Origin of the sequence: Pseudomonas sp. App30, assembly GCF_047947025.1 — a bacterium.
Lineage (GTDB): Bacteria > Pseudomonadota > Gammaproteobacteria > Pseudomonadales > Pseudomonadaceae > Aquipseudomonas.
The window spans coordinates 3,878,829-3,903,651 of the sequence record NZ_CP133165.1; the positions used below are offsets into that span (position 1 = coordinate 3,878,829).

At 64.9% G+C, this 24,823-nt stretch carries 20 protein-coding genes; 10 read left to right on the plus strand and 10 right to left on the minus strand.

Going from position 1 to position 24,823, the window contains the following annotated elements; all coding sequences use genetic code 11:
• Window positions 1-8: 8 nt before the first annotated feature.
• Window positions 9-2,018 (minus strand): DNA helicase Rep, encoded by a 2,010-nt coding sequence (gene rep / locus RAM80_RS18155; RefSeq protein WP_416421845.1) that lies wholly within the window; start codon window positions 2,016-2,018, stop codon window positions 9-11.
• 264 nt (window positions 2,019-2,282) lie between these two features.
• Between rep and RAM80_RS18160 the strand changes: the two genes are divergently transcribed.
• A complete protein-coding gene (locus tag RAM80_RS18160) occupies window positions 2,283-3,947 on the plus strand; it encodes a putative bifunctional diguanylate cyclase/phosphodiesterase (RefSeq protein ID WP_416421846.1) in 1,665 nt (554 codons plus the stop codon).
• Here RAM80_RS18160 and RAM80_RS18165 read toward each other — a convergent pair.
• Window positions 3,871-5,307, minus strand: coding sequence for a NorM family multidrug efflux MATE transporter (locus RAM80_RS18165; protein ID WP_416421847.1), 1,437 nt, complete (start codon window positions 5,305-5,307; stop codon window positions 3,871-3,873). The two genes, RAM80_RS18160 and RAM80_RS18165, sit on opposite strands and share 77 nt — an antisense overlap.
• Before the next feature lie 152 nt (window positions 5,308-5,459).
• Between RAM80_RS18165 and RAM80_RS18170 the strand changes: the two genes are divergently transcribed.
• A complete protein-coding gene (locus tag RAM80_RS18170; RefSeq protein WP_416421848.1) occupies window positions 5,460-6,380 on the plus strand; it encodes a LysR substrate-binding domain-containing protein in 921 nt (306 codons plus the stop codon).
• 192 nt (window positions 6,381-6,572) lie between these two features.
• Complete coding sequence (locus tag RAM80_RS18175) at window positions 6,573-8,558, plus strand: methyl-accepting chemotaxis protein (RefSeq protein WP_416421849.1); 1,986 nt, start codon at window positions 6,573-6,575, stop codon at window positions 8,556-8,558.
• 3 nt (window positions 8,559-8,561) lie between these two features.
• Here the strand turns inward: RAM80_RS18175 and RAM80_RS18180 are convergent, their stop codons facing one another.
• Entirely contained in the window at window positions 8,562-9,953 is a 1,392-nt protein-coding gene (locus tag RAM80_RS18180) for a VOC family protein (RefSeq protein WP_416421850.1), read from the minus strand.
• A gap of 204 nt (window positions 9,954-10,157) precedes the next feature.
• Window positions 10,158-11,045, minus strand: coding sequence for a transcriptional regulator GcvA (gene gcvA, locus RAM80_RS18185; protein ID WP_416421851.1), 888 nt, complete (start codon window positions 11,043-11,045; stop codon window positions 10,158-10,160).
• A 145-nt stretch (window positions 11,046-11,190) separates the two neighbouring features.
• Between gcvA and RAM80_RS18190 the strand changes: the two genes are divergently transcribed.
• Both RAM80_RS18190 and RAM80_RS18195 read left to right on the plus strand, forming a co-directional pair.
• Window positions 11,191-12,681 carry an aldehyde dehydrogenase family protein gene (locus RAM80_RS18190; RefSeq protein WP_416421852.1) on the plus strand — a complete coding sequence of 497 codons (1,491 nt, stop codon included), beginning with the start codon at window positions 11,191-11,193 and terminating at the stop codon, window positions 12,679-12,681.
• 47 nt (window positions 12,682-12,728) lie between these two features.
• The gene (locus RAM80_RS18195) at window positions 12,729-14,015 is read left to right on the plus strand and encodes an NAD(P)/FAD-dependent oxidoreductase (protein ID WP_416421853.1); all 1,287 of its coding nucleotides are present in this window, start codon (window positions 12,729-12,731) and stop codon (window positions 14,013-14,015) included.
• Between the two features lie 114 nt (window positions 14,016-14,129).
• On the opposite strand, the gene RAM80_RS18200 is transcribed toward RAM80_RS18195, so the two are convergent.
• Complete coding sequence (locus RAM80_RS18200; RefSeq protein WP_416421854.1) at window positions 14,130-15,566, minus strand: mechanosensitive ion channel family protein; 1,437 nt, start codon at window positions 15,564-15,566, stop codon at window positions 14,130-14,132.
• Between the two features lie 144 nt (window positions 15,567-15,710).
• On the opposite strand from RAM80_RS18200, the gene RAM80_RS18205 reads away from it, so the two are divergent.
• Window positions 15,711-17,711 carry an FUSC family protein gene (locus RAM80_RS18205; RefSeq protein ID WP_416421855.1) on the plus strand — a complete coding sequence of 667 codons (2,001 nt, stop codon included), beginning with the start codon at window positions 15,711-15,713 and terminating at the stop codon, window positions 17,709-17,711.
• Here RAM80_RS18205 and RAM80_RS18210 read toward each other — a convergent pair.
• The 3 genes from RAM80_RS18210 to RAM80_RS18220 all read right to left on the minus strand — a co-directional run bounded on the left by RAM80_RS18210 (window position 17,704) and on the right by RAM80_RS18220 (window position 20,314).
• Complete coding sequence (locus RAM80_RS18210) at window positions 17,704-18,279, minus strand: PIN domain-containing protein (protein WP_416421856.1); 576 nt, start codon at window positions 18,277-18,279, stop codon at window positions 17,704-17,706. The two genes, RAM80_RS18205 and RAM80_RS18210, sit on opposite strands and share 8 nt — an antisense overlap.
• The gene (locus RAM80_RS18215; protein WP_416421858.1) at window positions 18,276-18,743 is read right to left on the minus strand and encodes a helix-turn-helix domain-containing protein; all 468 of its coding nucleotides are present in this window, start codon (window positions 18,741-18,743) and stop codon (window positions 18,276-18,278) included. Before RAM80_RS18215 ends, RAM80_RS18210 begins: the two co-directional genes overlap by 4 nt.
• Window positions 18,744-18,820: 77 nt before the next feature.
• Window positions 18,821-20,314, minus strand: coding sequence for a YifB family Mg chelatase-like AAA ATPase (locus RAM80_RS18220; RefSeq protein ID WP_416421859.1), 1,494 nt, complete (start codon window positions 20,312-20,314; stop codon window positions 18,821-18,823).
• Window positions 20,315-20,620: 306 nt separating this feature from the next.
• Here RAM80_RS18220 and RAM80_RS18225 point away from each other — a divergent pair, with 306 nt between their 5' ends.
• Together RAM80_RS18225 and RAM80_RS18230 are read left to right on the plus strand one after the other, a co-directional pair.
• A complete protein-coding gene (locus RAM80_RS18225; RefSeq protein WP_416421860.1) occupies window positions 20,621-20,872 on the plus strand; it encodes a type II toxin-antitoxin system Phd/YefM family antitoxin in 252 nt (83 codons plus the stop codon).
• Between the two features lie 9 nt (window positions 20,873-20,881).
• The gene (locus RAM80_RS18230; protein WP_416421861.1) at window positions 20,882-21,247 is read left to right on the plus strand and encodes a type II toxin-antitoxin system RelE/ParE family toxin; all 366 of its coding nucleotides are present in this window, start codon (window positions 20,882-20,884) and stop codon (window positions 21,245-21,247) included.
• 12 nt (window positions 21,248-21,259) lie between these two features.
• On the opposite strand, the gene RAM80_RS18235 is transcribed toward RAM80_RS18230, so the two are convergent.
• The gene (locus RAM80_RS18235) at window positions 21,260-22,171 is read right to left on the minus strand and encodes a LysR family transcriptional regulator (RefSeq protein ID WP_416421862.1); all 912 of its coding nucleotides are present in this window, start codon (window positions 22,169-22,171) and stop codon (window positions 21,260-21,262) included.
• 129 nt (window positions 22,172-22,300) lie between these two features.
• On the minus strand, window positions 22,301-22,561 hold the full coding sequence (locus RAM80_RS18240) for an accessory factor UbiK family protein (RefSeq protein WP_416421863.1): 261 nt from the start codon (window positions 22,559-22,561) through the stop codon (window positions 22,301-22,303).
• A 412-nt stretch (window positions 22,562-22,973) separates the two neighbouring features.
• Between RAM80_RS18240 and glnK the strand changes: the two genes are divergently transcribed.
• Both glnK and RAM80_RS18250 read left to right on the plus strand, forming a co-directional pair.
• A complete protein-coding gene (gene glnK / locus RAM80_RS18245; RefSeq protein WP_002555808.1) occupies window positions 22,974-23,312 on the plus strand; it encodes a P-II family nitrogen regulator in 339 nt (112 codons plus the stop codon).
• A gap of 35 nt (window positions 23,313-23,347) precedes the next feature.
• The gene (locus tag RAM80_RS18250; protein WP_416421864.1) at window positions 23,348-24,685 is read left to right on the plus strand and encodes an ammonium transporter; all 1,338 of its coding nucleotides are present in this window, start codon (window positions 23,348-23,350) and stop codon (window positions 24,683-24,685) included.
• Window positions 24,686-24,823 lie beyond the last annotated feature (138 nt).

The following is a 24,823-nucleotide window of genomic DNA, read 5'->3' on the forward strand; positions in this document are numbered from 1 at the left end:
GTGTTGAATCAGCGTTTGAGCATGGCGCGAATATCGGCCAATGCATTGTTGCCTCTTACGGCTTTGACTTCCGTGGGGGTGTCATCATTGCCTTCCCAGGCGAGATCATCCGGCGGCAATTCATCGAGAAAACGGCTGGGCGCACAATCGATGATTTCGCCGTACTGCTTGCGCTTGGCCGCGAAGGTGAACGCCAGGGTCTGGCGTGCGCGGGTGATACCCACGTAGGCCAGGCGGCGCTCTTCCTCGATGGTGTCGGCCTCGATGCTGGAGCGGTGCGGAAGGATTTCCTCTTCCATGCCCATGATGAACACGTAGGGGAATTCCAGGCCCTTGGAGGCATGCAGGGTCATCATCTGCACGCCCTCGGCACCGTCTTCCTCTTCCTGCTGACGTTCAAGCATATCGCGAAGCACCAGTTTACCGATGGCTTCCTCGATGGTCATGCCGCCTTCTTCGTCTTTTTCCAGGGTGTTCTTCAGGGCCTCCACCAGGAACCACACGTTGCTCATGCGGTAGTCGGCGGCCTTGTCGCTGGAACTGTTGGTGCGAATCCAGGTTTCGTAGTCGATGTCCATGATCATGCTGCGCAGGGCGGCGATCGGGTCCTCGCCGGCGCAGTTCTCGCGCACCTTGTCCATGTAGCGCTTGAAGCGCGACAGGCGGTCGGTGAAGCGCGCGTCAAGGTGCTCGGTCAGGCCCAGCTCGTCGGTGGCCTGGTACATGGAAATCTTGCGCTCGGTGGCGTAGTTGCCGAGCTTCTCCAGGGTGGTGGAGCCGATCTCGCGGCGCGGCACGTTGATTACCCGCAGGAAGGCGTTGTCGTCGTCCGGGTTCACGATCAGGCGGAAGTAGGCCATCAGGTCCTTCACTTCCTGGCGCCCGAAGAAACTGTTGCCGCCGTTGAGGCGGTAGGGCACCTGGTGGTGCTGCAGCTTCAGCTCGATCAGCTTGGCCTGGTAGTTGCCGCGGTACAGGATGGCGAAGTCACTGTAGGGGCGGTCGGTGCGCAGGTGCAGGGTGAGAATTTCCATGGCCACGCGCTCGGCCTCGGCGTCCTCGTTCTTGCAGCGCAGCACGCGAATCTCGTCGCCGTGGCCCATTTCGCTCCACAGTTGCTTCTCGAAGGCGTGCGGGTTGTTGGCGATCAGCACGTTGGCGCAGCGCAGGATGCGGCTGGTGGAGCGGTAGTTCTGCTCCAGCATCACCACTTTCAACGACGGGTAGTCGTCCTTGAGCAGCATCAGGTTTTCCGGGCGCGCGCCGCGCCAGGCGTAGATCGACTGGTCGTCATCGCCCACCACGGTGAACTGGCAGCGGGTGCCGATCAGCAGTTTCACCAGCAGGTACTGGCTGGCGTTGGTGTCCTGGTATTCGTCCACCAGCAGGTAGCGCACGCGGTTCTGCCACTTTTCCAGGATGTCGGCGTGTTCCTGGAACAGCTTGACCGGCAGCAGGATCAGGTCGTCGAAGTCCACCGCGTTGAACGCCTTGAGCGTGCGCTGGTAGTGGGTGTAGACGATGGCTGCGGTCTGTTCCTTGGGGTTGCGGGCGTTTTCCAGCGCCTCGGGCGGCAGGATCAAGTCGTTCTTCCAGGCGCCGATCATGTTCTTGATCTCGTCCACGCCGTCGTCGCCCGAGTATTCCTTTTGCATGATGTCGGTCATCAATGCCTTGACGTCTGTTTCGTCAAAGATCGAGAAACCAGGCTTGTAGCCCAGGCGCGCATGCTCCTTGCGGATGATGTTCAGGCCCAGGTTGTGGAAGGTGGACACGGTCAGGCCGCGGCCTTCGCCGCCGCGCAGCAGGGTGCCCACGCGCTCCTTCATCTCGCGCGCGGCCTTGTTGGTGAAGGTCATGGCGACGATGTATTGGGCGCGGATGCCGCAGTTCTGCACCAAATGGGCGATCTTGCGGGTGATCACGCTGGTCTTGCCGGAGCCGGCACCGGCGAGCACCAGAAGAGGGCCGCCGACGTAGTTCACGGCTTCTTGCTGCCGGGGGTTGAGTCGGGACATGCGAAATTAGGGTCGCTAGCGAAAATGGCCGGGCATTTTAACAGGGTCGAGGAATAATGCCGCGACCATCCGACACTGTGACGCATCCCTCTATCTAAATTTGCCGCTTTTGATACTTTGCCGCAGGATACGTAACAATTTTACCGCAGATAGTCGAAAATAGCGGTCAGGGATGGCTGCCGTCGCCATCCCGGGGTTGTCGCGTCCTGCGATGCAGTCCTTTTTCCTGCCGTATTTGCCAGTGGATTTTCCTGAGGAGCCCGCTTGTCTACGCCCGTCGAACCTGTGCGCCTGTTGCTTCTGGCCAACGACCCAGCCTGGGCGGCGTCGTTGCGCGAGTGCCTGGCACCGCTTGGCGCCGCCGCCATGCTGGTGGTGGCGCAGTCGTTCGAGGCGCTGGGCGAGGTGTTCCAGACCGACCGCACCGCCGTGGTGCTGGCGACCCCGCAGCTGCAACCGGTGCCGGGGCGTTGCAGCCTGCCGGTGGTGTTGCTGCTGGAACAGGAGCCGGCGCAGCCGCCCCTGGGCGCCAGCGACTGGTTGGTACGCGACACACTGAGCGTCGATGCGCTACGCCGCTGCCTGCGCCACGTGCGCGAGCGCGGGGTGCTGGAAGGCACGCTGCAGCGCCTGGCCGAGCAGGACCCACTGACCGGCATCGCCAACCGCCAGGGCTTCCAGACCCTGCTCAACGCGCGCCTGGCTGAATTCGAGGGCCGCGGCCTGGCCCTGGGGCACCTGGACCTGGACAACTTCCGCCACGCCAACGACGCCCTTGGCCACCAGGCCGGCGACCGCCTGATCCTGCAGGTGGTGGCACGCCTGCGCAGCCAACTGGACGCCGGCGACCAGCTGGCACGCCTGGGCAGCGATGAGTTCGCCTTGTTGATCGACACCCGCCGCGACGCCGAGCGCGCCGAGCGGCTGGCCGAGAACATCGTCGAGGCCCTGGCCGAGCCCTATTGGGTAGATGGCGAAAGCCTGCTGATTGGCTGCAGCCTGGGCATCGCCCACGCCCGCGCCCAGGCCGGCGCCGACCCGCTGATGTGGCACGCGCACATCGCCATGCAGCAGGCCAAGAGCACCCAGGGCTGCACCTTCCATGTCTTCAACGAGCGCATCAACCGCAACGCCCGCAGCCTCGCCGACCTGGAAAGCGAGTTGCGCCGCGCCCTGCGCCGTGACGAACTGGAACTGCACTACCAGCCGCGCCTGGACCTGCAAAGCGGCGCCATCGTCGGCCTGGAGGCGCTGGTGCGCTGGCGCCACGCCGAGCGCGGGCTGTTGCCGCCCAGCGAGTTCGTGCCGCTGGCCGAGCAGAGCGGGCTGATCGTGCCGTTGGGCTACTGGGTGATTTCCCGCGCGCTGCGCGACATGCAGGCGCTGCGCGAAGCCGGCCTGCCGGAGCTGCACATGGCGGTGAACCTGTCGTTCCGGCAGTTCCAGGACAGCCAGCTGCTGGCCACCCTGGGCCGGCTGATCGCCGACCGTGGCATCGATGCGCGCTGGCTGGAGTTCGAACTGACCGAAACCGCGGTGATGCGCCGCAACGACCTGGTCAAGCAGACCATGGACGCGCTGGGCCGCCTGGGCGTGCGTTTCTCGCTGGACGACTTCGGCACCGGCTTTTCGTCGTTCGTGCACCTCAACAGCCTACCCATCGCCCTGCTGAAGGTGGACAAGAGCTTCGTCGGCGGCATGGAGCAGCGCGAGGAGAACCGCAAGCTGGTGCACGCCATGATCAACCTGGCGCACAACCTGAGCCTGGAAGTGGTGGCCGAGGGCGTCGAGACGCCCGAGCAACTGGCCCTGCTGCGCAGCTTTGGCTGCGACCAGGTGCAGGGTTACCTGATCAGCAAGCCTCTGCCCCTGCCCGAGCTTCAGGAGTACCTGATGTTTGGGCTGTCCCAGCGCGCGGTGCAGGGCTGAGCGCGGCGGCGGCCTTGAGCCGCCGCACGCGCCACTCGAACGCCAGCGTCAGGCTGGTGGCCGAGCAGGCCAGCCCCAGCGCCAGACCCCACCATACCCCCTGCGGCCCCCAGCCCAGCGGGAACGCCAGCAACCACGCCGCGGGCGCGCCAATCAGCCAGTAACAGCCCAGGCCGACCAGGAAGGTCACCTTGGCGTCCTTCAGGCCGCGAATGGCACCCATGGCGATGGTCTGCACGCCGTCGAACAGTTCGAACCAGGCGGCGATGCCCAACAGCACCACGGCCAGCTGGATCACCCCGGTGAAGCCCGGGTTGTCGCGGTCCAGGAACAGCTCAACCAGCGGCTGTGGCGCCACCCAGAACAGCAGGGCGAAGCCGAGCATGGCCAGGGCGCCGAAACCGATGCCTACGCGCCCGGCCAGGCGCACGGCGTGCAGGTTGCCGGCGCCATAGTGCTGGCCCACGCGCATGGTCACCGCATAGGACAGGCCGGCCGGCACCATGAACGCCACCGAGACGATCTGCAGGGCAATCTGGTGGGCCGCCAGTTGCGTGCTGCCCATGGTGCCCATGCACAACGCCGCGAAGGCGAACAGCCCGACTTCCACCGAATAGGTGCCGCCAATTGGCAGGCCCAGCCGCCATAGTTCCCGCAACGCCGCCAGGTGCGGGCGCGCCAGGCCCTGGCGCAGCGGGTAGGGCTGGTAGGCCGAATGCAGGCGGATGTACAGCGCCAGTGCCGCAGCCATGCCGGTGGCGACGATTGCCGTGACCAGGCCGATACCGGTCAGGCCCAGCTTCGGCAGGCCGAACAGGCCTTCTATCAGTGCGTAGTTGAGGCCGAAGTTGGCCACCACGGCCACCAGGCTGATCATCATCACCGGGCCGGCGCGGCCCAGGGCGCTGGTGAAGCCGCGCAGGGCCATGAAGCTCAGGTAGCCGGGCAGGGCGAAGGGCAGCAGCAACAGGAACTGGCGCGCGCCGTCGACGTTTTCCGGGGTCTGGCCCAGCATCAGCAGCACCGGGCCCAGGTTCCACATCACCAACGCCCCCGCCAGGGCCATGGCCCATGCCAGCCATAGCCCGGCCTGGGCCAGGCGCGTCACCCCGGGCACGTCGCCAGCACCCTGGCGGATGGACGCCAGGGTGCCCACGGCGGCGATCACGCCAATGCAGAAAATCGACACGAAGGTGTAGCTCACCGCGCCCAGGCTACCGCCGGCCAAGGCTTGCGGGCCGAGGCGGGCCATCATCAGGGTGTCGGTGAGCACCATCAGCATGTGCGCCAGTTGCGAGGCAATCAGCGGCCCCGCCAGGCGTAGCAGGGCACCGAGTTCGATACGGATGGCGGAAGGCATGGGCAGGCTCGTTTCACAGGTAGCAGGAGAGCGGCAATTCTGGGCGCTTGTCGACTTTGGCACAAAAGGATAAAAACGATGCCTGGCATGAGTTTTACTCATTCGAGCAACGTCGTTTGCCAGCGCCCGTGATTTTTCCAGGAATTGCCCTCATGTCCCGTCGCCTGCCGCCTCTGTATGCCCTGCGTGCCTTCGAGGCCGCCGCCCGCCATAGCTCGTTCACGCGTGCGGCGGATGAGTTATCGATTACCCAGAGCGCGGTCAGCCGGCACATTCGTACCCTTGAAGAGCACTTTTCCTGCCGGCTGTTCCAGCGCAACGGCCGCAACCTGCAGCTCAGCGAGTCGGCGCGCCTGCTGCTGCCCGGCGTGCGCGAGGGCTTCGCCGCCCTGGAGCGCGCCTGCGCCACGCTGCAGAGCGAAGACGACGTGCTGCGCATGAAGGCGCCTTCCACCCTGACCATGCGCTGGCTGCTGGCGCGGCTCAGCCGCTTCCGCCACCTGCAGGCCGGCAACGAGGTGCAGCTCACCAGCGCCTGGATGGACGTGGACCACGTGGACTTCAACCACGAGCCGTTCGACTGCGCGGTGCTGCTGGGCGACGGCAACTTCCCGCCCGACTGGCAGGCGACCTACCTGTTCCCCGAACTGCTGATCCCGGTGGGTTCGCCGGCCTTGATCAGCGACCAGCCGTGGACCGTGGAGCAACTGGCGGCGGTGGAGCTGTTGCACCCCACGCCGGACCGCCGCGACTGGCGCGACTGGCTGGAGCGCATGGGCCTGGCCGAGCGCATCTCGCTCAAGGGCGGCCAGGCCTTCGATACCCTGGAGCTGGGAATGATTGCCGCGGCGCGCGGCTACGGCGTGTCCATCGGCGACCTGCTGATGGTGGCGGAGGACGTCGCCCAGGGCCGCTTGAGCCTGCCGTGGCCGACCGCCGTGGGCAGCGGGCTGAATTATTACCTGGTGTGGCCCAAGACCCGCCCGGGTGGCGAGCGTCTCAAACGCCTGAGTGATTTCCTGCAGGCCGAGGTGCAGGCCATGGAACTGCCGGTGGTCGAAATTCTGCGCTAGGTGGCGAAAAGCCTTTAAAATGCCATCAGTTTAACGTTTGCGAATAACCTGCCCAAGCACTCAAGTATTGGCCGTCGCAGCCGAATCTACAGGGTGCAGGACCTCATCCAGAAAGGTCCGTTTAAAACCGAATCGAACACTACGCCGCCTGGCCCCGAGCATCTCGGGTGTGCCCTGCGGTCAGGAGCCATCATGTCTCAACCCCGTGCCCGGATTGCCTCGCAACTCGGTATCGCCCTTGCGGCCATTCTCGCTGTCGTCATTACCGGCAGTACTGTCTTTGCCCTGCGCTCACTGGACAGCGCCAACCTCGCCACCCGCGAGCAGCACCTGGCCAGCGAGGCGCGCCTGCTGGCCGACCAGCTCAGCACGTTCCACGGCACCCTGCGCGACAGCACCCAGCGCCTCAGCGGGCTGTTCGAGAAGCGCTTCGCCAGCGGCCTGACCCTGGACAGCGACGCGCCCATCACCGTGGCCGGCGTCGCCACCCCGGCGCTGCTACTCAACGGCAAGGCGCTGAACAACGACTTCCGCGAAGTGGACGACTTCCGCCAGATGACCGCCGGCGTGGCCACCGTGTTCGTGCGCAAGGGCGACGACTTCGTGCGCGTCAGCACTTCGCTGACCAAGCAGGACGGCAGCCGCGCCATCGGCACCCTGCTCGACCACCAGCACCCGGCGTACACACGCCTGCTGGCCGGCCAGAACTACGTGGGCCGCGCGTTGCTGTTCGACCGCTACTACATGACCCAGTACACCCCGGTCAGCGACCGCAACGGCCGGGTCATCGCCGTGCTGTTCGTCGGCTTCGACTACACCGACGCGCAGAACGCCCAGTTCGACAACCTGCGCCGCTTCCGCATCGGCCACACCGGTTCCCTGGCGCTGCTGGACGAAAACAGCAAGTGGCTGGTGGCGCCCGCCGGCGTGCAGGGCCTGGCCAAGGCCACCGACATTCTCGACGACTTCATCAAGCACCCGGGCCAGGGTGACTTCTGGAGCGACACCAACGAAGACTTCTACAGCGTGGCCGTGCGCTTTGATGGCGGCCCCTGGAGCGTGCTGGCGACCATGCCCAAGGCCGAGATCCGCGCGGTGACCTGGAGCGTGGGCATTCGCCTGGCCATCGGCAGCCTGTTGGCCATGCTGCTGGCGGTGGGCGTGTCCATGTGGCTGCTGCGCAGCAAGCTCAAGCCGCTGGGTGACCTGGTGCGCCAGGCCGAAGCGCTGGGCGCTGGCGACCTGGACGCGCGCCTGAACGTGGCCAGCAACGATGAAATCGGCCAGCTGGCGCGCAGCTTCAACCACATGGGCGAAGCCCTGGCCACCATGGTGACGCACATCCGCAACGCCGCCCACGAGGTCAGTGGCCGCGCCCAGGCGCTGTCGGGCATGTCCACTGGCGCCTACGAGGGCATGGAGCAGCAGTCCGGCGAGATCAGCAGCATGGCCGGCGCGGTGGAAGAGTTCAGCGCCACGTCGCTGAACATCGCCGACAACATGGGCAACACCCAGCGCATGGCCCAGCAGAACGCCGAGCAGACGCGCATCGGCCGCAGCTCGATGACCGAGGCGTCGTCGTCGCTGGAGCAGATCGCCGGCGCGCTGAACAGCACCGCCACCGTCATCAACACCCTGGGCCAGCGTTCCCAGGAAATCGGCGGCATTGTCGGGGTGATTACCTCGATCGCCGAGCAGACCAACCTGCTGGCGCTGAACGCCGCCATTGAAGCGGCGCGCGCTGGCGAGCAGGGCCGCGGCTTTGCCGTGGTCGCCGACGAGGTGCGCAGCCTGGCCTCGCGCACACGCCAGGCCACCGATGAAATCTCGGCCATGATCGGTAGCATCCAGCACGAGACCGGCAATGCCATCAGCACCATGGAGCAGGGCAAGGAACTGATGGAAGAAGGCTTGTCGCGCAACGCCAAGGTCGCCGCGGCGCTGTCGCACATTGATGAGCAGAGCCGCTCGGCGGGCGAGCAGTTCGCCGCCATCACCACGGCCACCCAGGAACAGAGCAGCACCGCCACCTTGCTCAGCAGCAACCTGCAGAGCATCGCCCTCGCCAACAGCGAACAGCGCGAAGTGGTCTCCAACCTGGCCATCACTGCCCGCGAGCTGGAAACCCTGGCCGCCGACTTGCGCCAGGAAGTGAACCGCTTCCGCGTCGGCCGCTAAGCTTCAGGCCAGGCTCGCCAACCCCAGCTGCGCCGCACACTGTTGTAGTGAGCGGCGTTGGCTCTGGGCGTACAGCTCCAGCTCGTCGAGCACTGGCCGGCCCAAGGCCTGGTGGAAGCTGTCCTGGGTCGAGCCGCCGGCATAATTGCTCTGGGCCGCGTCGCCGAGGTTGGATTGGAAGATCCCGGCGGCGCTGACGGGCAGGAAGTCCTCGTACACCAACGGCTCGAAGTGCACGTGGCCGGCGTCGATCAGCCCTTGCAGGCTGGTGGGGCGGCCAGCCTGGTCGCGTGCCGCCAGGCCTTGCTCGGTGGCGAAGTAGCGGAAGTAGGCCAGGTCCTGCTCGCGCATCTGCCGCATATCATCCGGAAACTCGGCGAAATGTTCGCCCAGCTGGCGCATGTACTCTTCGGCGTTGCCTTCGCTGGGGAAGCCTGCCAGCGCCTCGCGGGAATTGTTCAATAAACGGTCGTACAGCGCTCGCCCCTTGGGCGTCAGCGCTGCGCCGCGCTGTTCGATCTCGCCGAAGCGCGCGGTGTGGCTGCCACGGGTGCCGTGCTGGTCGGTGAAGGTGATGCTTTCCTGCAGGGCCTTGAAGCTGGTCTGGCGCAGCAGGATAGGGTGACGGCGGGTGGGCGGGCCTTCGATCACGGCCTTGGGGGTGATGCCCTTGCCAGGCATCGCCGCCTGCACGGCGTCGATGTCCAGGGTGCGCGGGGTCAGGTGGTTGATGTGCGGGCCCTTGAAGGCCACCACGTCGGCGATCAGCCGGTGCTGGTCGTGTAGTTGCTGGTACTGCGCGCTGCTGACGGTGGCGCTATGGTGCCAGCGGAAGGTTTCCAGAGCCTGAGTGACGAAGGCCTCGGCGTCCGTTTCATCGAGGCCGCCGTCGCGTTCGCATTGGTCAATCAGTTGCAGCGCGCGCGGGGTGAAGATCTGCCGTTGCGCCAGCAGGCCCTGGGCCAGTTCGCGCAGGGGCAGGTTGTCGATCAGCTCAAGGCGCAGCAGCGAGGTGAACACGCGGAACGGGCTGACCTGCAGGGCCTGCTCGTGCACTGCGCGGAAGGCGGTGGAATGCACCGGCACACCGGCGGGCGTCAGGTCGTAATAGCCCACGGGCTGCATGCCCATGACCGCGAACAGGCGGCCGATGGTGGCCAGCTCCGCAGCGGTGCCCACGCGGATGGCGCCGTGGCGCTCCATGTCCAGGCGCTGGATTTCGCCGGTCCATTGCAACGCCTCGGCGACCTCCGGCTGCTGGGCCATGACGGCCTGGTTGACCTCGCCTACCAGGTCCAGCAGCGCCCCGTAGAGCGGCACCTCCTGCTTGTACATGGCGGACATGGCCCGCGAGAACCGGGCGCGGATCTGGTCGGGGCTGACGAAGCTGGGCATGGCGAAACTCCGAGTGAATGAGCTGGGCCTATGAAAGCGGGGAATGACCAGGGGCTGCAAGCGAAAAAAAGTCGGTGTTTCATTCCTCGAATTCGTGCAAGGCCGGACGCGGCCTGGGGCCGCTGCTACAGGAACCGCTTTGCCTGCATCGCTATCGGTGGGCTGCGCGCCCCCGTAGCAGCTGCCGTAGGCTGCGTCGTAGGGCTAGGCCAACTGGTCAGTGACCCAATCCACCAACGCCCGCACCTTCGGCACTTCCGCCGCATGTTCCTGGTACGCCAGGAAATACGCACCGTTGCTGCGCATCGCGTGTTGCCACGGCACCACCAGTTTGCCTTCGGCCAGGTCGCGTTCCACCAGGTAGCGCGGCACCAGCGCCACGCCGCAGCCCGACAACGCCGCGCTGATGCACATGTAGAAGGTGTCGAAGCGCGGGCCGTGGTAGCTGTTGGCCGAGTGCAGGCCCTGTTCCAGGAACCATTCGTGCCAGGTCTCGGGCCGCGAGGTGCTTTGCAGCAGCACCTGTTGCGACAGCTCCTCGGCGCTGGCCAACTCGCGACCGCCCAGCAGGTCCGGGGCGCACACCGGTACCACTTCTTCGGTGAACAGCTCCATGCAGGTGGCGCCCGGCCAGGTGCCCTGGCCGAAGAAAAATACCACGTCGGCCTTGGCCTGCAGCAGGTTGAAGGGCTCCAGTTCGTTGCGGATGTCCAGGTGGATGTTGGGGTGGCGCTTGCCGAAGCCCTTCAGGTGCGGGATCAGCCAGCCCACGCCGAAGCTGGGCTGGGTGGCCACGGTCAACACTTCGGTTTCCTGGCCGTAGGAGAGGATGTAGCGGCTGGACATGTCCACCTGCACCAGGATCTTGTTCACCTCAGCCAGGTACAGGCTGCCGGCCGGGGTCAGTTGCAGGCGCCGGCGGATGCGCAGGAACAGGTGGTGGCGCAGCATCTCTTCCAGCTGGGCCACCTGTTTGCTCACCGCGCTCTGGGTGAGGTGCAATTCCTCGGCGGCGCGAGTAAAACTCAGGTGGCGGGCGGCGGCTTCGAAGCACTGCAGGGCGGCCATCGAGGGCACCAGGCGTTTGGACATGTCGATCTCGGCGGGCAAACAGGAGAAACATCATGCCCTGGAGGAATGATGTGCTGAATAAAGGTCGTTTGTTGCGTATCACTATTCGGATTAATACTGATCCCATCGCTTGATTTCAACAACTCATCGCATGCAGGAGAAGAAAATGGTTGATGGACTGCTTCAGAGCCTCGGCGTCGCGGCCAGTGCCTACACCCACGGCAACCATCCCGTTCACACCCCCATCGATGGCAGCCAGATCGCCTCGGTGACCCTGGAAGACAAAACCCAGGTGCTGGCCAAGATCGACGTCGCGCAACAGGCTTTCCTGGCCTGGCGCAACGTGCCGGCGCCGCGCCGCGGTGAGTTGGTGCGCCTGTTCGGCGAAGTGCTGCGCCAGCACAAGGCCCAGCTTGGTGAGCTGGTGTCCATCGAAGCCGGCAAGATCACCCAGGAAGGCCTGGGCGAAGTGCAGGAGATGATCGACATCTGCGACTTCGCCGTGGGCCTGTCGCGCCAGCTGTACGGCCTGACCATCGCTTCCGAGCGCCCTGGCCACCACATGCGTGAAACCTGGCACCCGCTGGGCGTGGTCGGCGTGATCAGCGCCTTCAACTTCCCGGTGGCGGTGTGGTCGTGGAACACCGCGCTGGCGCTGGTGGCTGGCAACTCGGTGATCTGGAAACCGTCGGAAAAAACCCCGCTTACCGCGCTGGCCTGCCAGGCCCTGTTCGAAAAAGCCCTGAAGCAGTTCGGCGAAGCGCCTGCGGGCCTGTGCCAACTGGTGATCGGCGACCGCGACGCCGGCGAGGCCCTGGTGGACGACCCGCGCGTGCCGCTGGTCAGCGCCACCGGCAGCACCCGCATGGGCCGGGAAGTGGGCCCGCGCGTGGCCGCCCGCTTTGGCCGCAGCATTCTCGAACTGGGCGGCAACAACGCCATGATCCTGGCCCCCAGCGCCGACCTCGACCTGGCCGTGCGTGGCATCCTCTTCTCTGCCGTGGGCACCGCAGGCCAGCGCTGCACCACCCTGCGCCGGGTGATCGTGCACTCCTCCATCAAGGATGAAGTGGTGGCGCGGGTGAAAGCCGCCTACGCCAAGGTGCGCATCGGCGACCCGCGCAAGGACAACCTGGTCGGCCCGCTGATCGACAAGGCCTCGTTCGACGCTATGCAGGGCGCGCTGGCCAAGGCCCGCGACGAAGGCGGCCAGGTGTTCGGCGGCGAGCGCCAACTGGCGCAGCAATACCCTAACGCCTACTACGTAAGCCCGGCCATTGCCGAAATGCCAGGCCAGAGCGAGGTGGTGCGCCACGAGACCTTCGCGCCGATCCTGTACGTGCTGGCGTATGACGATTTCGAAGAGGCGCTGCGCCTCAACAACGAAGTGCCGCAAGGCCTGTCGTCGTGCATCTTCACCACCGACCTGCGCGAAGCCGAGCGCTTCCAGAGCGCCTCGGGCAGCGACTGCGGCATCGCCAACGTCAACATCGGCACCAGCGGCGCGGAAATTGGCGGGGCGTTTGGCGGCGAGAAGGAAACCGGCGGTGGTCGCGAATCGGGCTCCGATGCCTGGAAAGCCTACATGCGCCGCCAGACCAACACGGTGAACTACTCGCGCGAACTGCCGCTGGCCCAGGGCATCGTGTTCGATTGAGTCCGGCCCCCGTGGCCCCTTTCCTTTGATTTGACCGGGTTCGCGTCATGACTCAATTGCGTCAGGAATGTCTTTGGGAACACCTTACTCCGCCAGCAGCCGCCACCGCGGCCCTGGCGGGCTCGGCCAAGGCCGATGTCTGTGTGATTGGCGGCGGCATTACCGGGCTCAACGCCGCCATCGCCTTGCTGGAGCAAGGCCAGCGGGTGGTGCTGCTTGAGGCGCATCAGGTCGGCCATGGCGGCTCGGGCCGCAACGTGGGGCTGGTCAACGCCGGCACCTGGATACGCCCCGACGACGTCGAAGCCACCCTGGGCCGCGAGCAGGGCAGCCGCTTGAACAAGGTGCTGGGTGAAGCGCCGGCTGCGGTGTTCGCCATGATCGAGCGCCTGGGCATCGACTGCCAGGCGCGCAACGCCGGCACCCTGCACATGGCCCACAACGCCACCGGCGTGGCTGACCTGGAAAGCCGCAACGAGCAGTGGCGCCGCCGCGGTGCCGACGTGGAATTGCTGACCGGCGCGCGCTGCGAAGCATACTGCGGCACCACGAAAATCGCCGCTGCGCTGCTGGACCGCCGCGCGGGCACCATCAACCCCATGGCTTACACCCAAGGCCTGGCGGCCGCGGTGAAGCGCCTGGGTGGCGCCATTCACGAACATTCGCCGGTGGAGCAGCTGCAACGCCAGGGCGATGGCTGGCTGGTGAAGACTGCCAAGGGGGAGGTCAGCGCCGCCAAGGTGGTGATCTCCACGGGCGCCTACACCGAGGGCGACTGGACCGACCTCAAGCGCCGCTACTTCCGTGGCTATTATTACCAGGTGGCATCGAAGCCGCTGGTGGGCGCAGCGGCTGATGCGGTGCTGCCTCACGGCCAGGGCTCGTGGGACACTCGCACGGTGCTCAGCAGCATCCGTCGCGATGCCGATGGCCGCCTGTTGCTGGGCAGCATGGGCAGGGTCGACAACAAGCCCGCCTGGTTCGTGCGGCGCTGGGCCGACCGCATCCAGGGCCATTACTTCCCGGCCTTGGGCAAGGTGGATTGGGAGATGCACTGGACCGGCATCATCGATTTCACCCCTGACCACCTGATGCGCCTGTTCGAACCGGCGCCCGGCGTGGTTTCGGTGACCGGCTACAACGGCCGCGGCAACACCACTGGCACGGTGGTGGGCAAGGCGCTGGCAGACTACCTGCTGAGCGACGACCCGGCGGGGCTGCCGCTGCCGTTCTCGCTGGACAAGCCGGTGACGCGCCCGGCGCTGCGCACCGGGTTCTACGAGACAGGGTTCTCGCTGTACCACGCGGGGCAGTGTTTGCGGGTGGTGTTGTAGCGCGCGGACGTACCACCTGTAGCCGCTGCCGAAGGCTGCGCTGGCCCTTGACCACGCTGAAGATCTCCGGCGTTCATAACGGCCAGCGCAGCCTTCGGCAGCGGCTACAGGTGCTCAGCGTTCCTTCAGGTGCAACCAGTTCAGGAAGCCACCCTTGCGGATTTCCGTCGGCTTCTGCAGCAACAACGACTGGCTCTTGCGCTGCCGGTAGTGCTGCAGCTTGGTGAACGCCGCCAGCACCTCGCTGCGCTCGCCCATGCAGGCCTTCAGCGCCTGCTTGTCGATGCGGTACAGGATGCAGGTGGTCAGCGAGCGGAACTCCGCCATCGAGGTACCCTCGGACACCAGGTTATCCTCGCCCAATATCTCCCCGGGCCCCATGCGTCCCGCCTCGATCATTCGTTCGCCGTCCTTGATGCGCGCCGACACCACGCCCGTGCCGATCACCAGCAGGAACTCGGACGTGGCGCCGTAGGCCAGAATCAAATGGTCCTCGGGGTATTCCACTGGGCTCATGCTCTCGGCCAGGTGGTCCTTGTCCTCGTTGCTCAGCGAGCGGAACACCCGCACCTCTTCGAGCAGGCTGCGTTGCCGCGACCATGGCCGTTCTGCAGGTTCCAGAGCCCAGCTCACGCCCGAGGCCTGCAGGTGCCGGTGCGCCAGGTCGAACAACAGGTTCTGCGCTTCGGTCTTCTGGTCCATGGAACGTATGAAGCCGCTGGCCTCGTATTCCATGTATTCCAGGGTCGAGGCCTTCACCGCCGCCTTGGGCTTGGGTGAAATCAGCAGCGCCGTGGTGCCTTGCAGGGCCTTTTCCAGCGCGTCCAGCACCTTGCGCGGGCGCACCTGGGCGGGCACGGCGATGCTGATGGACACGCCATGAATGTTGCTCGGCCGGCTGAAGTTGAGGATTTTCGCCTTGGCCGCCACCGAGTTGGGGATCACCGCCATGGCGCCGTTGCTGGTCATCAGGTGGGTGGCGCGCCAGTCGATGTCGACCACCTTGCCCTCGGTGCCGTCGATGGCGATCCAGTCATCCACCTGGTACGGCTTGGTGGTGTTCAGCACGATGCCGGAAAACACGTCGCTCAAGGTGCTTTGCAGCGCCAGGCCGACGATGATGGCCATGGCGCCGGAGGTGGCCAGCAGGCCTTTCACCGGCAACTGCATCACGTAGGCCGCGGCGGCGACGATGGCGATTAAAAAGATCACCGCGCCCATCACGTCCTGCAGCAGGCGCCCGGTGTGGCCATTGCGCTGGAACAGCACGGCGCCGAGGATCACCGTCAACAGCCGCGCGGCGAACAGCCACCAGACTATTTCCAGCAGCGTCGCCACCATGTTCAGCGTGGCGTCGTCGGGCCAGGGCGCTGGCGTCAGCGGGCTCATGCCGGTGGAATTGAGCACCCAGCTGAACAGGATGAAGGCGCTGGCGCGGGTGGCCAGGCGAGCCATGCGGTGCTTCTGCGGGATCGAGTGCCACACGGCCAGGTCGATCAATAGCAGCACGGTACCGATGGCCAACGGATGATTACTGATCAATGAGAACATGGCGGCCCCAGGGCGATTCGGCTGTTCTAGTGTGTTCGAGTATCTGCCGCGCCGCCACTGTGGATCTTGAATGAATGGGCTGGTTCTTGCGCCGGGATATGGCTACGATGCTAATCGTTAGCTAGCTATGCAGATTTGCAGGCAATGGCGATATTCCCCCGCGCACTGAGCGACTTTTCCAAGGCGGTCTTCAACCCCTCGACCCCGGCGCTGCAGTTCGCCCTCAAGAACATGCTGGGCGGCGGCCTGGCGCTGTACCTGGCGTTCATCCTGCAGATGCAGCAGCCACAGTGGGCGCTGACCACAGTGTTCATCGTCAACCAGCCACTGAGTGGCATGGTGCTGTCCAAGGGCATCTACCGCCTGCTGGGCACCTTCGTTGGTGCCGTGGTTTCCCTGGGCATGATCGCCGCGTTCGGCCAGGCCTCGCTGATGTTCCTGCTGTGCATGGCGCTGTGGCTGGGCTTCTGCACCGCCGGCGCGTCGCTGTACCGCAACAACGCCTCCTACGGTTTCGTGCTGGCCGGCTACACCACGGCGATCATCGCCTTGCCCTCCACCGCCGCGCCCCTGAACGTGTTCGACCAGGCTCAGGCGCGCTTCTTCGAGATCACCCTGGGCATCCTCTGCGCCTCGCTGGTCAGCACCGTGCTGTGGCCGCGCCGTGTCGAACGGCAACTGGCTGCGCAGGCCCGCGGCGCCTGGCAGGCCGGCATGGCCGCGGCAGCCTCGGAGCTGCTGGGCGTGGACCAGCGCCAAGGCCTGCTGGATGCCCTGGGGCGCATCGTCTCGGTGGACGCCCAGCGCGACCACGCCGCCTTCGAGGGTCCGCTGGGGCGGCTGCGGGCCCAGGCGTTGCGGGTAATGAGCCGGGATTTGCTCAGCCTGTTGCGGGTGGCGCGGGGTGTGGCGCGCTTGCGGCAGATGCTGGATGAAGCGGCCGGCGAACGCCTCGACCCGATGATCCAGGGCGTGGCCCAGGCCCTGGCCGACGGCAGCGAAACAGCCCTCAACCAGCAGGGCGTGGTGCTGGACGAAAGCCTGCTCGACCCCAGCCTCGAACCCCAGGTGCACACCTGCCTGATGCGCCTGACCGTGGTGGTGCGCCTGGCTAGTGTGGCAGTGCAGACCTTGCGCGCCGTCGAGCAAGGTGACCCGGTCAGCAACGCCCCCGGCCCGCTGGCCTGGCACCGCGATGTCGAGCAAGGCGCCATCTCCGGCCTGCGCAGCGCCCTGGCCTTTCTCGCCGTGGCCGCGCTGTGGGTGTTCACCGCGTGGCCGGCAGGCCTGGGCGCGGTGTCCATCTGCGGCGTGGTGCTGAGCCTGTTTGCCGGCCGCGAAGCCCCGGCAGGCGCGGCGCTGAACTTCCTCAAGGGCATCGCCCTATCCGTGCCCGTGGCAGCGTTGGTGGCCTACGGGCTGCTGCCGGGTTGGGAAGGCTTCCCCATGCTGTGCCTGGGCCTGGGCGTGCCGCTGTTCATGGCCTCGCTGTGCCTGAGCCAGCCGAGCATCGCGCCCATCGCCTCGTCGTTCTGCATCTTCTTCGTCAACAACGTCGCCCCCAACAACGTCATGAGCTACGACCTGGAACAGTTCCTCAACAAGGCCCTGGCCACCCTGTTCGGCGTCGGCATCTCGGTGGTGGTGTTCCGCCTGGTCACCCTCGGCCCTGGCCTGCGCCACTACCGGCGCCTGGTACAGGCGTCGCTTGCCGACCTGTCCCAGCTCACCCAACGCCCGCTGAGCCACGCCGAGGGCTGGTTCGGCGGGCGCATGGCCGACCGCCTGATGCGCCTGGCGCGCTACCGCACCCAACACCCGGACGAACCCAACCTGCACTGGCACGACGGCCTCTACGGCCTGGACCTGGGCGGCGAACTGCTGCACTTGCGCGGCTGCCTGGTGGACGCCACGGGCAGCGTCGCGGCAGCGCGTGACCGCTACCTGCGGCAAGTGGCGCGCCTGCTCAAGCAGGGGCCGCCGGCGCCGGCGCGGGCGGCGGTGCTGGATGAGCCGAGTGAGCGATTGCTGGCAGTGCTGGAGGCGGATACGCAATTGACCGAACGGCGCCGGGAGTTGGCGCGGGCGGCGGTGGTGCAGGTGCGGGCTGCCTGGCGTGGGTGGTGCGGTGGCGTTATTAAATGATCGAGATGTAGGGCCGCAGGGCTTCTACGATCTGGGGTAATCCCTGACGGCTCATCATATCCAGGTATTGCATTGCTTCCATTGGCGGCTTTTTTAGCCGCCGCCGTTGTTTTTGCACGCAGGAAAGCACGGCCGCGCGATCAAGATCCCATAGGTCGCATATGAAATCATCTGGGTGCAATGCTTCAATGTCAAAGCCCCCGAGGACTGAGTCAGGGAAATCCTTGAGGTTGAATGTCACGATAACTTGAGCATTGCCACGAATGGCCGCCGCCAACACATGACGATCATCACAGTCCGGCAGATCAAGACTCGGGACGAGCTCGTCATAACCTGTGACCGCAGCATCTGGAATCGCCAGGTCCATCAGTTCACAGGTTCGCGTCAGTAGCTCCGGCCTTAGGTCAGGGCGGTTCTTCAGCAGGTTTCTTTTCCATTCCTCCTGCACATCAGTGCTCCAGCGCGCCCGGTACAGCCCACAAAGCCCGAGCAATACCAGCAAATCGCGCAGTGGGGCCGGGTAGAGTACGCAAGCGTCATACATGGCACTGAAAGGGGAATGTCTCACTCGTAGCCCATTCCCAGTGCCTGTCCCTGCGCAACCAACTCGTCCATTGCCCGTTCGCTGGCTTTTTCTCGTTGGGCTTTATAGGCCATCAAATCACTGAAGCGCACTCGACGATGCCTGCCTGTTTTCGTATAAGGCAGCTCTCCGGCTTCCAGCAATTTCACCAAGTGTGGACGAGAAACACTGAGAACATCTGCGGCCTCCTGGGTAGTCAGTTCGGCGTGAATGGGGACGACTTTCACCGCATTTCCATTCGCCAGTTCGCTCAATATCTCCACCAGAAGGCGCAGCGCCGAAGTGGGTAGCTGAACCTGATGAGTCTGGTTCTGCTCATCCGTGATGACAATTTCCTGAGTCTCGAACTGGTTGGAGAGATAAGCCACCAGTGACCTCTTGCCCTCCAGCGCAGCTTGGGCCTCTGTTGCCATCGGGATTGCAGTCATGCCTTGCATAGAGTCATTCATGAGTAGGCCCTCCTTAAAAGACAGATGAGGATATTCGAAATATTCGAAAAACGAAATATTCGAAACGAGACCAATTGTTACTGACCCGATGGCCGATATTGCAACGCCTCCGCCACATGCCCCCGGCCAACCAGCTCCATCTCTTCCAGGTCCGCCAAGGTACGCGCCACCTTCAGCAGCCGATGTGCCGCCCGCAGTGACAGCGTCAGCCGCTCGCAGGCGGTTTCCAGCCATTGCTCATCGGCTGTGGATAACTTGCAGTGTGCCTTCAGCCCCGGCAGGTCGAGGAAGGCATTGGCGCAGCCCTGGCGCCGCAGTTGCCGGTCGCGGGCGGCGGCCACGCGTGCGGCGGCGTGGGCGGTGTCGTCGCCGGGCTGTGGGGTTGGGTTGAGGGCGGTGGTCTCGCGGGCGACGGTGACGTGCAGGTCGATGCGGTCCAGCAAGGGGCCGGAGAGTTTGTTGCGGTAGCGGGCGATCTGGTCGGTGCTGCAGCTGCAGCGGCTGCTGGGGTCGCCGAGATATCCACAGGGGCAGGGGTTCATGGCGGCCACCAGCTGGAAGCGCGCGGGGAAGCGGATCTTGTCGCGGGCCCGGGCGATGACGATTTCGCCAGACTCCAGCGGCTCGCGCAGCACCTCCAGCACCTTGCGGTCGAACTCGGGCAGTTCGTCGAGGAACAGCACGCCGTGGTGGGCGAGGGTGATCTCCCCTGGCTGCGGCCGGCTGCCACCACCGACCAGCGCCGCCCCGGAAGCGGAGTGATGGGGATGGCGAAACGGCCGCTGCGGCCAGTGCTTCAACGGCGCCAGGCTGGCCACCGACTGTATCGCCGCAACCTCCAGCGCCTCGCGCTCATCCAGCGGCGGCAGCAGCCCGGGCAAGCGGCTGGCGAGCAGGGTCTTGCCGGTGCCGGGCGGGCCGCTGAACAGCAGGTTGTGCGCCCCGGCTGCGGCTACCAGCAGGGCACGCTTGGCCGCCGGCTGGCCCTGCACTTCGCTGAGGTCGGGGTAGGGGCGGTCCAGCAGGATCAGGCCGTTGGAGCTGAAGGGGCTGATGCGCTGCTGGTCGTTGAAATGGCAGACCAGCTCCAGCAGGTTGCTGGCGGCAATGACCACCAGCCCTGACGCCAGGCTGGCCTCCTCGGCATTCTCGCAGGGCACCACCAGCGCCCGCCCGGCCTCGCGGGCAGCGAGCGCGGCAGGCAGCACGCCCTGCACCGGCCGTATCGCCCCCGAAAGCGCCAGCTCGCCCAGGCATTCCACATCCTGCAGCGCCGCCGTGGGGAACTGCCCGCTGGCGGCGAGAATGCCCAGGGCGATGGCCAGGTCGTAGCGGCCCCCGTCCTTGGGCAGGTCCGCCGGCGCCAGGTTCTGGGTGATGCGCCGCGCGGGGAAATTCAGGTTCGAGTTGACGATGGCGCTGCGCACCCGGTCCTTGCTCTCCTTGACCGAGGCTTCCGGCAGGCCCACCAGCGTCAGCGAAGGCAGGCCGTTGGCCAGGTGGGTTTCCACCGTGACGGCCGGCGCGCCGACCCCGACCTGGGCGCGGCTGTGGACGATGGCTAGGGACATGATTGCTCCGTGCAGGGGGAGGGAAGGACCGCTTCCTTGCGGTGCTTTCAGGGTAGTGGCTGGTGAGGGGAGTGCCAGGGGGTATTGCGTCGGGGTGTTTCTGCACTGCGCTCGTGCGCGGAAGAAGAGAAGCAAATAAGGGATGGAGGCATCGAACTCACACCAGCGTTGCCACACCAAGGGCAGGTTTCCAGTTGTCGGTTGGTATCGACCGTGGCCTAAATTTGGGCCACTATGAGTTCTCACACTCTTCCCTAGCGCAGTCTTCGTCTGCGCACCCTGCACCATCCGCCAGTGAGGTTTTTCATGAGGGTTGAAACCATCAGTTACCTGAAAAAGCATGCAGCCGACCTGGAATTGGATGAACCTATGGTGGTCACCCAAAACGGCAAGCCGGCCTATGTGATCGAGTCCTATGACGAGCGCGCGCGTCGTGACGAGGTAATCGCGTTGGTCAAGCTGCTGGCCATGGGTTCACAAGAGTACAAGGAAGGCAAACATTGCTCTGGCGATGAGCTCAAGGCGCGCCTTGCCAAAAGATTTACGTCTGAATCATAAGGATATCGTGTGGCGGAATCCGGAAGGCCGTTCAAGCTTCTATTCACCCCAACTGCTGTTCAAAGTATTGAAGATCAAGTGTCGTTCCTGGCCTCGACACCGGCTCACGATGATGCTTCAGCCTACCGCTGTCTTGCCGAGTTGATCGACCAACTGCAGGAGCGCTTGTGCAAATTTCCTTCTGGATCTCCAGTCTCACCAGAGGCAAGTGAATTGGGGGTTGTCAGTTACCGACGCGTGATAATTGGACCATTTCGGATCTTTTACGAGATCCTGGAAGCGCCTCGTGAGGTTGCCGTGCTCCTTGTATTGCGCCAGAGGCAAAGCGTTGAGAAAGCCCTGATTCGATACTGCCTGGTGAAGCCTTTTTCCTGAAAGGCTGCGAAGTCAGCGCGGCAAATCACTCATGAACGCCTCCAGCCGCGACCTCAACCACCGCTCCCCCGGGTCCGTATCCATCACGCTCAACCACACCATCGACAGGTCCAGCGTAGGCGTGTCGAACGGCAGCGGTTCGGTGTACAGGTTGCCGTAGCCCACCATCGCGTTCGCCGCGTAGTCGGGGGCGCCGGCGAGCAGGTCGGTGCCGGCCAGCAGGGCGGGCAGGGCGCTGTATTGGGGGACGGAGAGGACGACGTTGCGCTTGCGGCCGATTTCTTCCAGCCACTCGTCCACCACGCCGCTGGTGTTGGCCATGTGCGAGACCAGCACGTGGGGGCGTTCGCAGTATTCGTCGAGGGTCAGGGGGTGGTCGGATTTGTCGGCGCGCAGGATGCGCGGCTGGATGCGCCGCAGCAGCTTGCGCTTGGCGTTGGCCGGCAGGCCGCGGGTCTGGCTGATGCCCACGGTTATTTCGCCGGAGGCGAGCAGGTCGGGCACGCGCCAGTAGTCCACGTGCTGCACCACGAACACCACCTTCGGCGCCTCCTGGCGCAGGGCGCGCAGCAGCGGCGGCAGCAGGCCGAACTCGACGTCGTCCGACAGCCCGATGCGGAAGGTGGAGTTGCTGACGGCGGGGTCGAAGTCGTGGCTCAGGCTGATGGCGATGGACAGCGCGTCCAGGGCCGGCGACAGGTGCCGGGCCAGTTCCTCGGCGCGGGCGGTGGGCTCCATGCGGTGGCCGACACGCACGAACAGCGGGTCGTTGAACATGCTGCGCAGGCGGTTGAGCGCCGAGCTGATGGTGGGCTGGCCGAGGAACAGCTTTTCGGCGACGCGGGTGACGTTGCGCTCGAGCATCAAGGTCTCGAACACCACCATCAGGTTGATGTCGGCCTTGCGCAATTCATTGCGGTTCATCGGCGGCTGCCCCCAGTCCATTCGCGTATGGCTGGAGTGTAGAGGTGCGGGTTTGTATGACGCAATGCTACAAACCCACCGCCCCGTAGCAGCGGCCGCAGGCCGCGTCACCGGGCGCGAGCTGAGTGGTTATTCCGCAGGTGGCGCCAGGCGGGCTTCGAGTTCGGCCATCTTCGCTTCCAGCGCTTCAAGGCGCGCGCGGGTGCGGGCCAACACCACCATCTGGCTATCGAATTCTTCCCGGCTTACCAGGTCCAGCTTGCTGAAGCCGCTTTGCAGCAGCACCTTGAACTGGCTTTCCAGCTCGGCGCGTGGCTGGCTGGTGTCGCTGCTGAACAGGCGCGAGGCGTGGTCGCCAAGGGCGTCGAGGAAGGCTTTGGGCGCAAGCATGGTGAAATTCCTGAATCTGATGGCCTGGAGTGTAACACGCAGGCGTCTATAGTCAGTGGCGTGGCGGCCGCACGGTTTTTGCGCATCGCCACGTTCGAGTGCGCACCAGGATAGGGCGCAACCGTTGATCAGATGTGGGGCGAGGGCGACAAGCAAGGGGAAACACGCCGAATTTGTTGGGTTGCACGGACATGGCAAGCTTTCTGCTTACACAGCATTGACCCATGCACTGATGCAGTCGATGTGACGAATGCAGTGCGCAGGCGGAGCGGGATGTGTTTCGTCAGGAGCGGTACTGGTGGTTGGTCTGGGGATGTGGGACCGACGACGCGTTACAAAGCCAGGCACTGCGCTTAGACTTGAGCTGGGTTTGTTTTCCTGGGGCAAGTCCACTAATTCGGGAGAGAGTTTCATGAAGCTAGTCACTGCCATCATCAAGCCGTTCAAATTGGACGACGTCCGCGAGTCGCTGTCTGAAATCGGCGTGCAGGGCATTACCGTAACCGAGGTGAAAGGCTTCGGGCGCCAGAAGGGTCACACCGAGCTGTATCGCGGCGCGGAATACGTGGTCGACTTTTTGCCCAAGGTGAAGATCGATGTCGCCATTGACGACAAGGATCTGGACCGGGTGATCGAGGCGATCACCAAGGCTGCCAACACCGGCAAGATCGGCGACGGCAAGATTTTCGTGGTCAATCTGGAACAGGCCATTCGCATCCGTACCGGCGAAACCGATACCGACGCGATCTAAGCCGCCCCAAACCCAACGCCCCAGGAGAAAACAATATGACTCTGCGTCAATTCGCAGGGCTAGGAGCCCTGTTGTCCCTCGTAATACCCGGCATGGCCCTGGCGGCTGATCCGGTCCCGGCACCGGTGCTCAATTCGGGCGATACCGCGTGGATGCTGACGTCTACCGCCCTGGTGCTGTTCATGACCATTCCTGGCCTGGCGTTGTTCTACGGCGGCATGGTTCGTTCGAAAAACATTCTTTCCGTGATGATGCAGTGCTTCGCCATTACCGGCCTGGTCAGCATTCTGTGGACCATCTATGGCTACAGCCTGGCGTTCGATACCACCGGTATGGAAGCTGGCGTCGTCAACTACAACTCCTTCTTCGGCAGCATGGCCAAGGCGTTCCTGGCGGGTATCACCCCGGCCAGCATCACTGGCCCTGCGGCGCTGATTCCGGAAGCGGTGTTCGTCACCTTCCAGATGACCTTCGCCATCATCACCCCGGCGCTGATCGTGGGTGCCTTCGCCGAGCGCATGAAATTCTCGGCCATGCTGGTGTTCATGGGCATCTGGTTCACCCTGGTGTACGCACCGATCGCGCACATGGTCTGGTCCGGTCCGGGCTCGCTGTTGGGTGACTGGGGCGTGCTGGACTTCGCCGGTGGTACCGTGGTGCACATCAACGCCGGTATCGCAGGCCTGGTGGCGTGCCTGGTGCTGGGCAAGCGCAAAGGCTTCCCGACCACCCCGATGGCCCCGCACAACCTGGGCTACACCCTGATGGGCGCAGCGATGCTGTGGGTAGGCTGGTTCGGCTTCAACGCCGGTTCCGCCGCCGCTGCCAACGGCACCGCCGGCATGGCCATGCTGGTCACCCAGATCGCCACCGCCGCCGCTGCACTGGGCTGGATGTTCGCCGAGTGGATCACCCACGGCAAACCTAGCGCCCTGGGTATCGCTTCGGGCGTGGTCGCCGGCCTGGTAGCCATCACCCCGGCTGCCGGTACCGTGGGCCCGATGGGCGCCCTGGTCATCGGCCTGGCGGCTGGCGTGGTGTGCTTCTTCTGCGCCACCACCCTGAAACGCAAGCTGGGCTACGACGACTCCCTGGACGCCTTCGGCGTGCACGGTATCGGCGGTATCCTCGGCGCTATCCTGACCGGCGTGTTCGCAGCCCCTTCGCTGGGCGGCTTCGGCACCGTGACCGACATCGCTGCCCAAGTCTGGATTCAGTGCAAGGGCGTGGCGTTCACCATCGTCTACACCGCCGTGGTGACCTACGTCATCCTCAAGGTGCTGGACGTGGTCATGGGCCTGCGCGTCAACGACGAAGAAGAGTCGGTTGGCCTGGACCTGGCGCAACACAACGAGCGCGGCTACAACCTGTAACCGCCTGCGAAAAAATGCCCGGCTTGCCGGGCATTTTTTTGCCTGCGATTTGTCATTTGTCCAGGGCGCAAACGGTTTCTGTCAGCCAAGTTCCAGCAACCGTGCCATGTAGGCGAAAGGCTTACAGGCAATGATGAA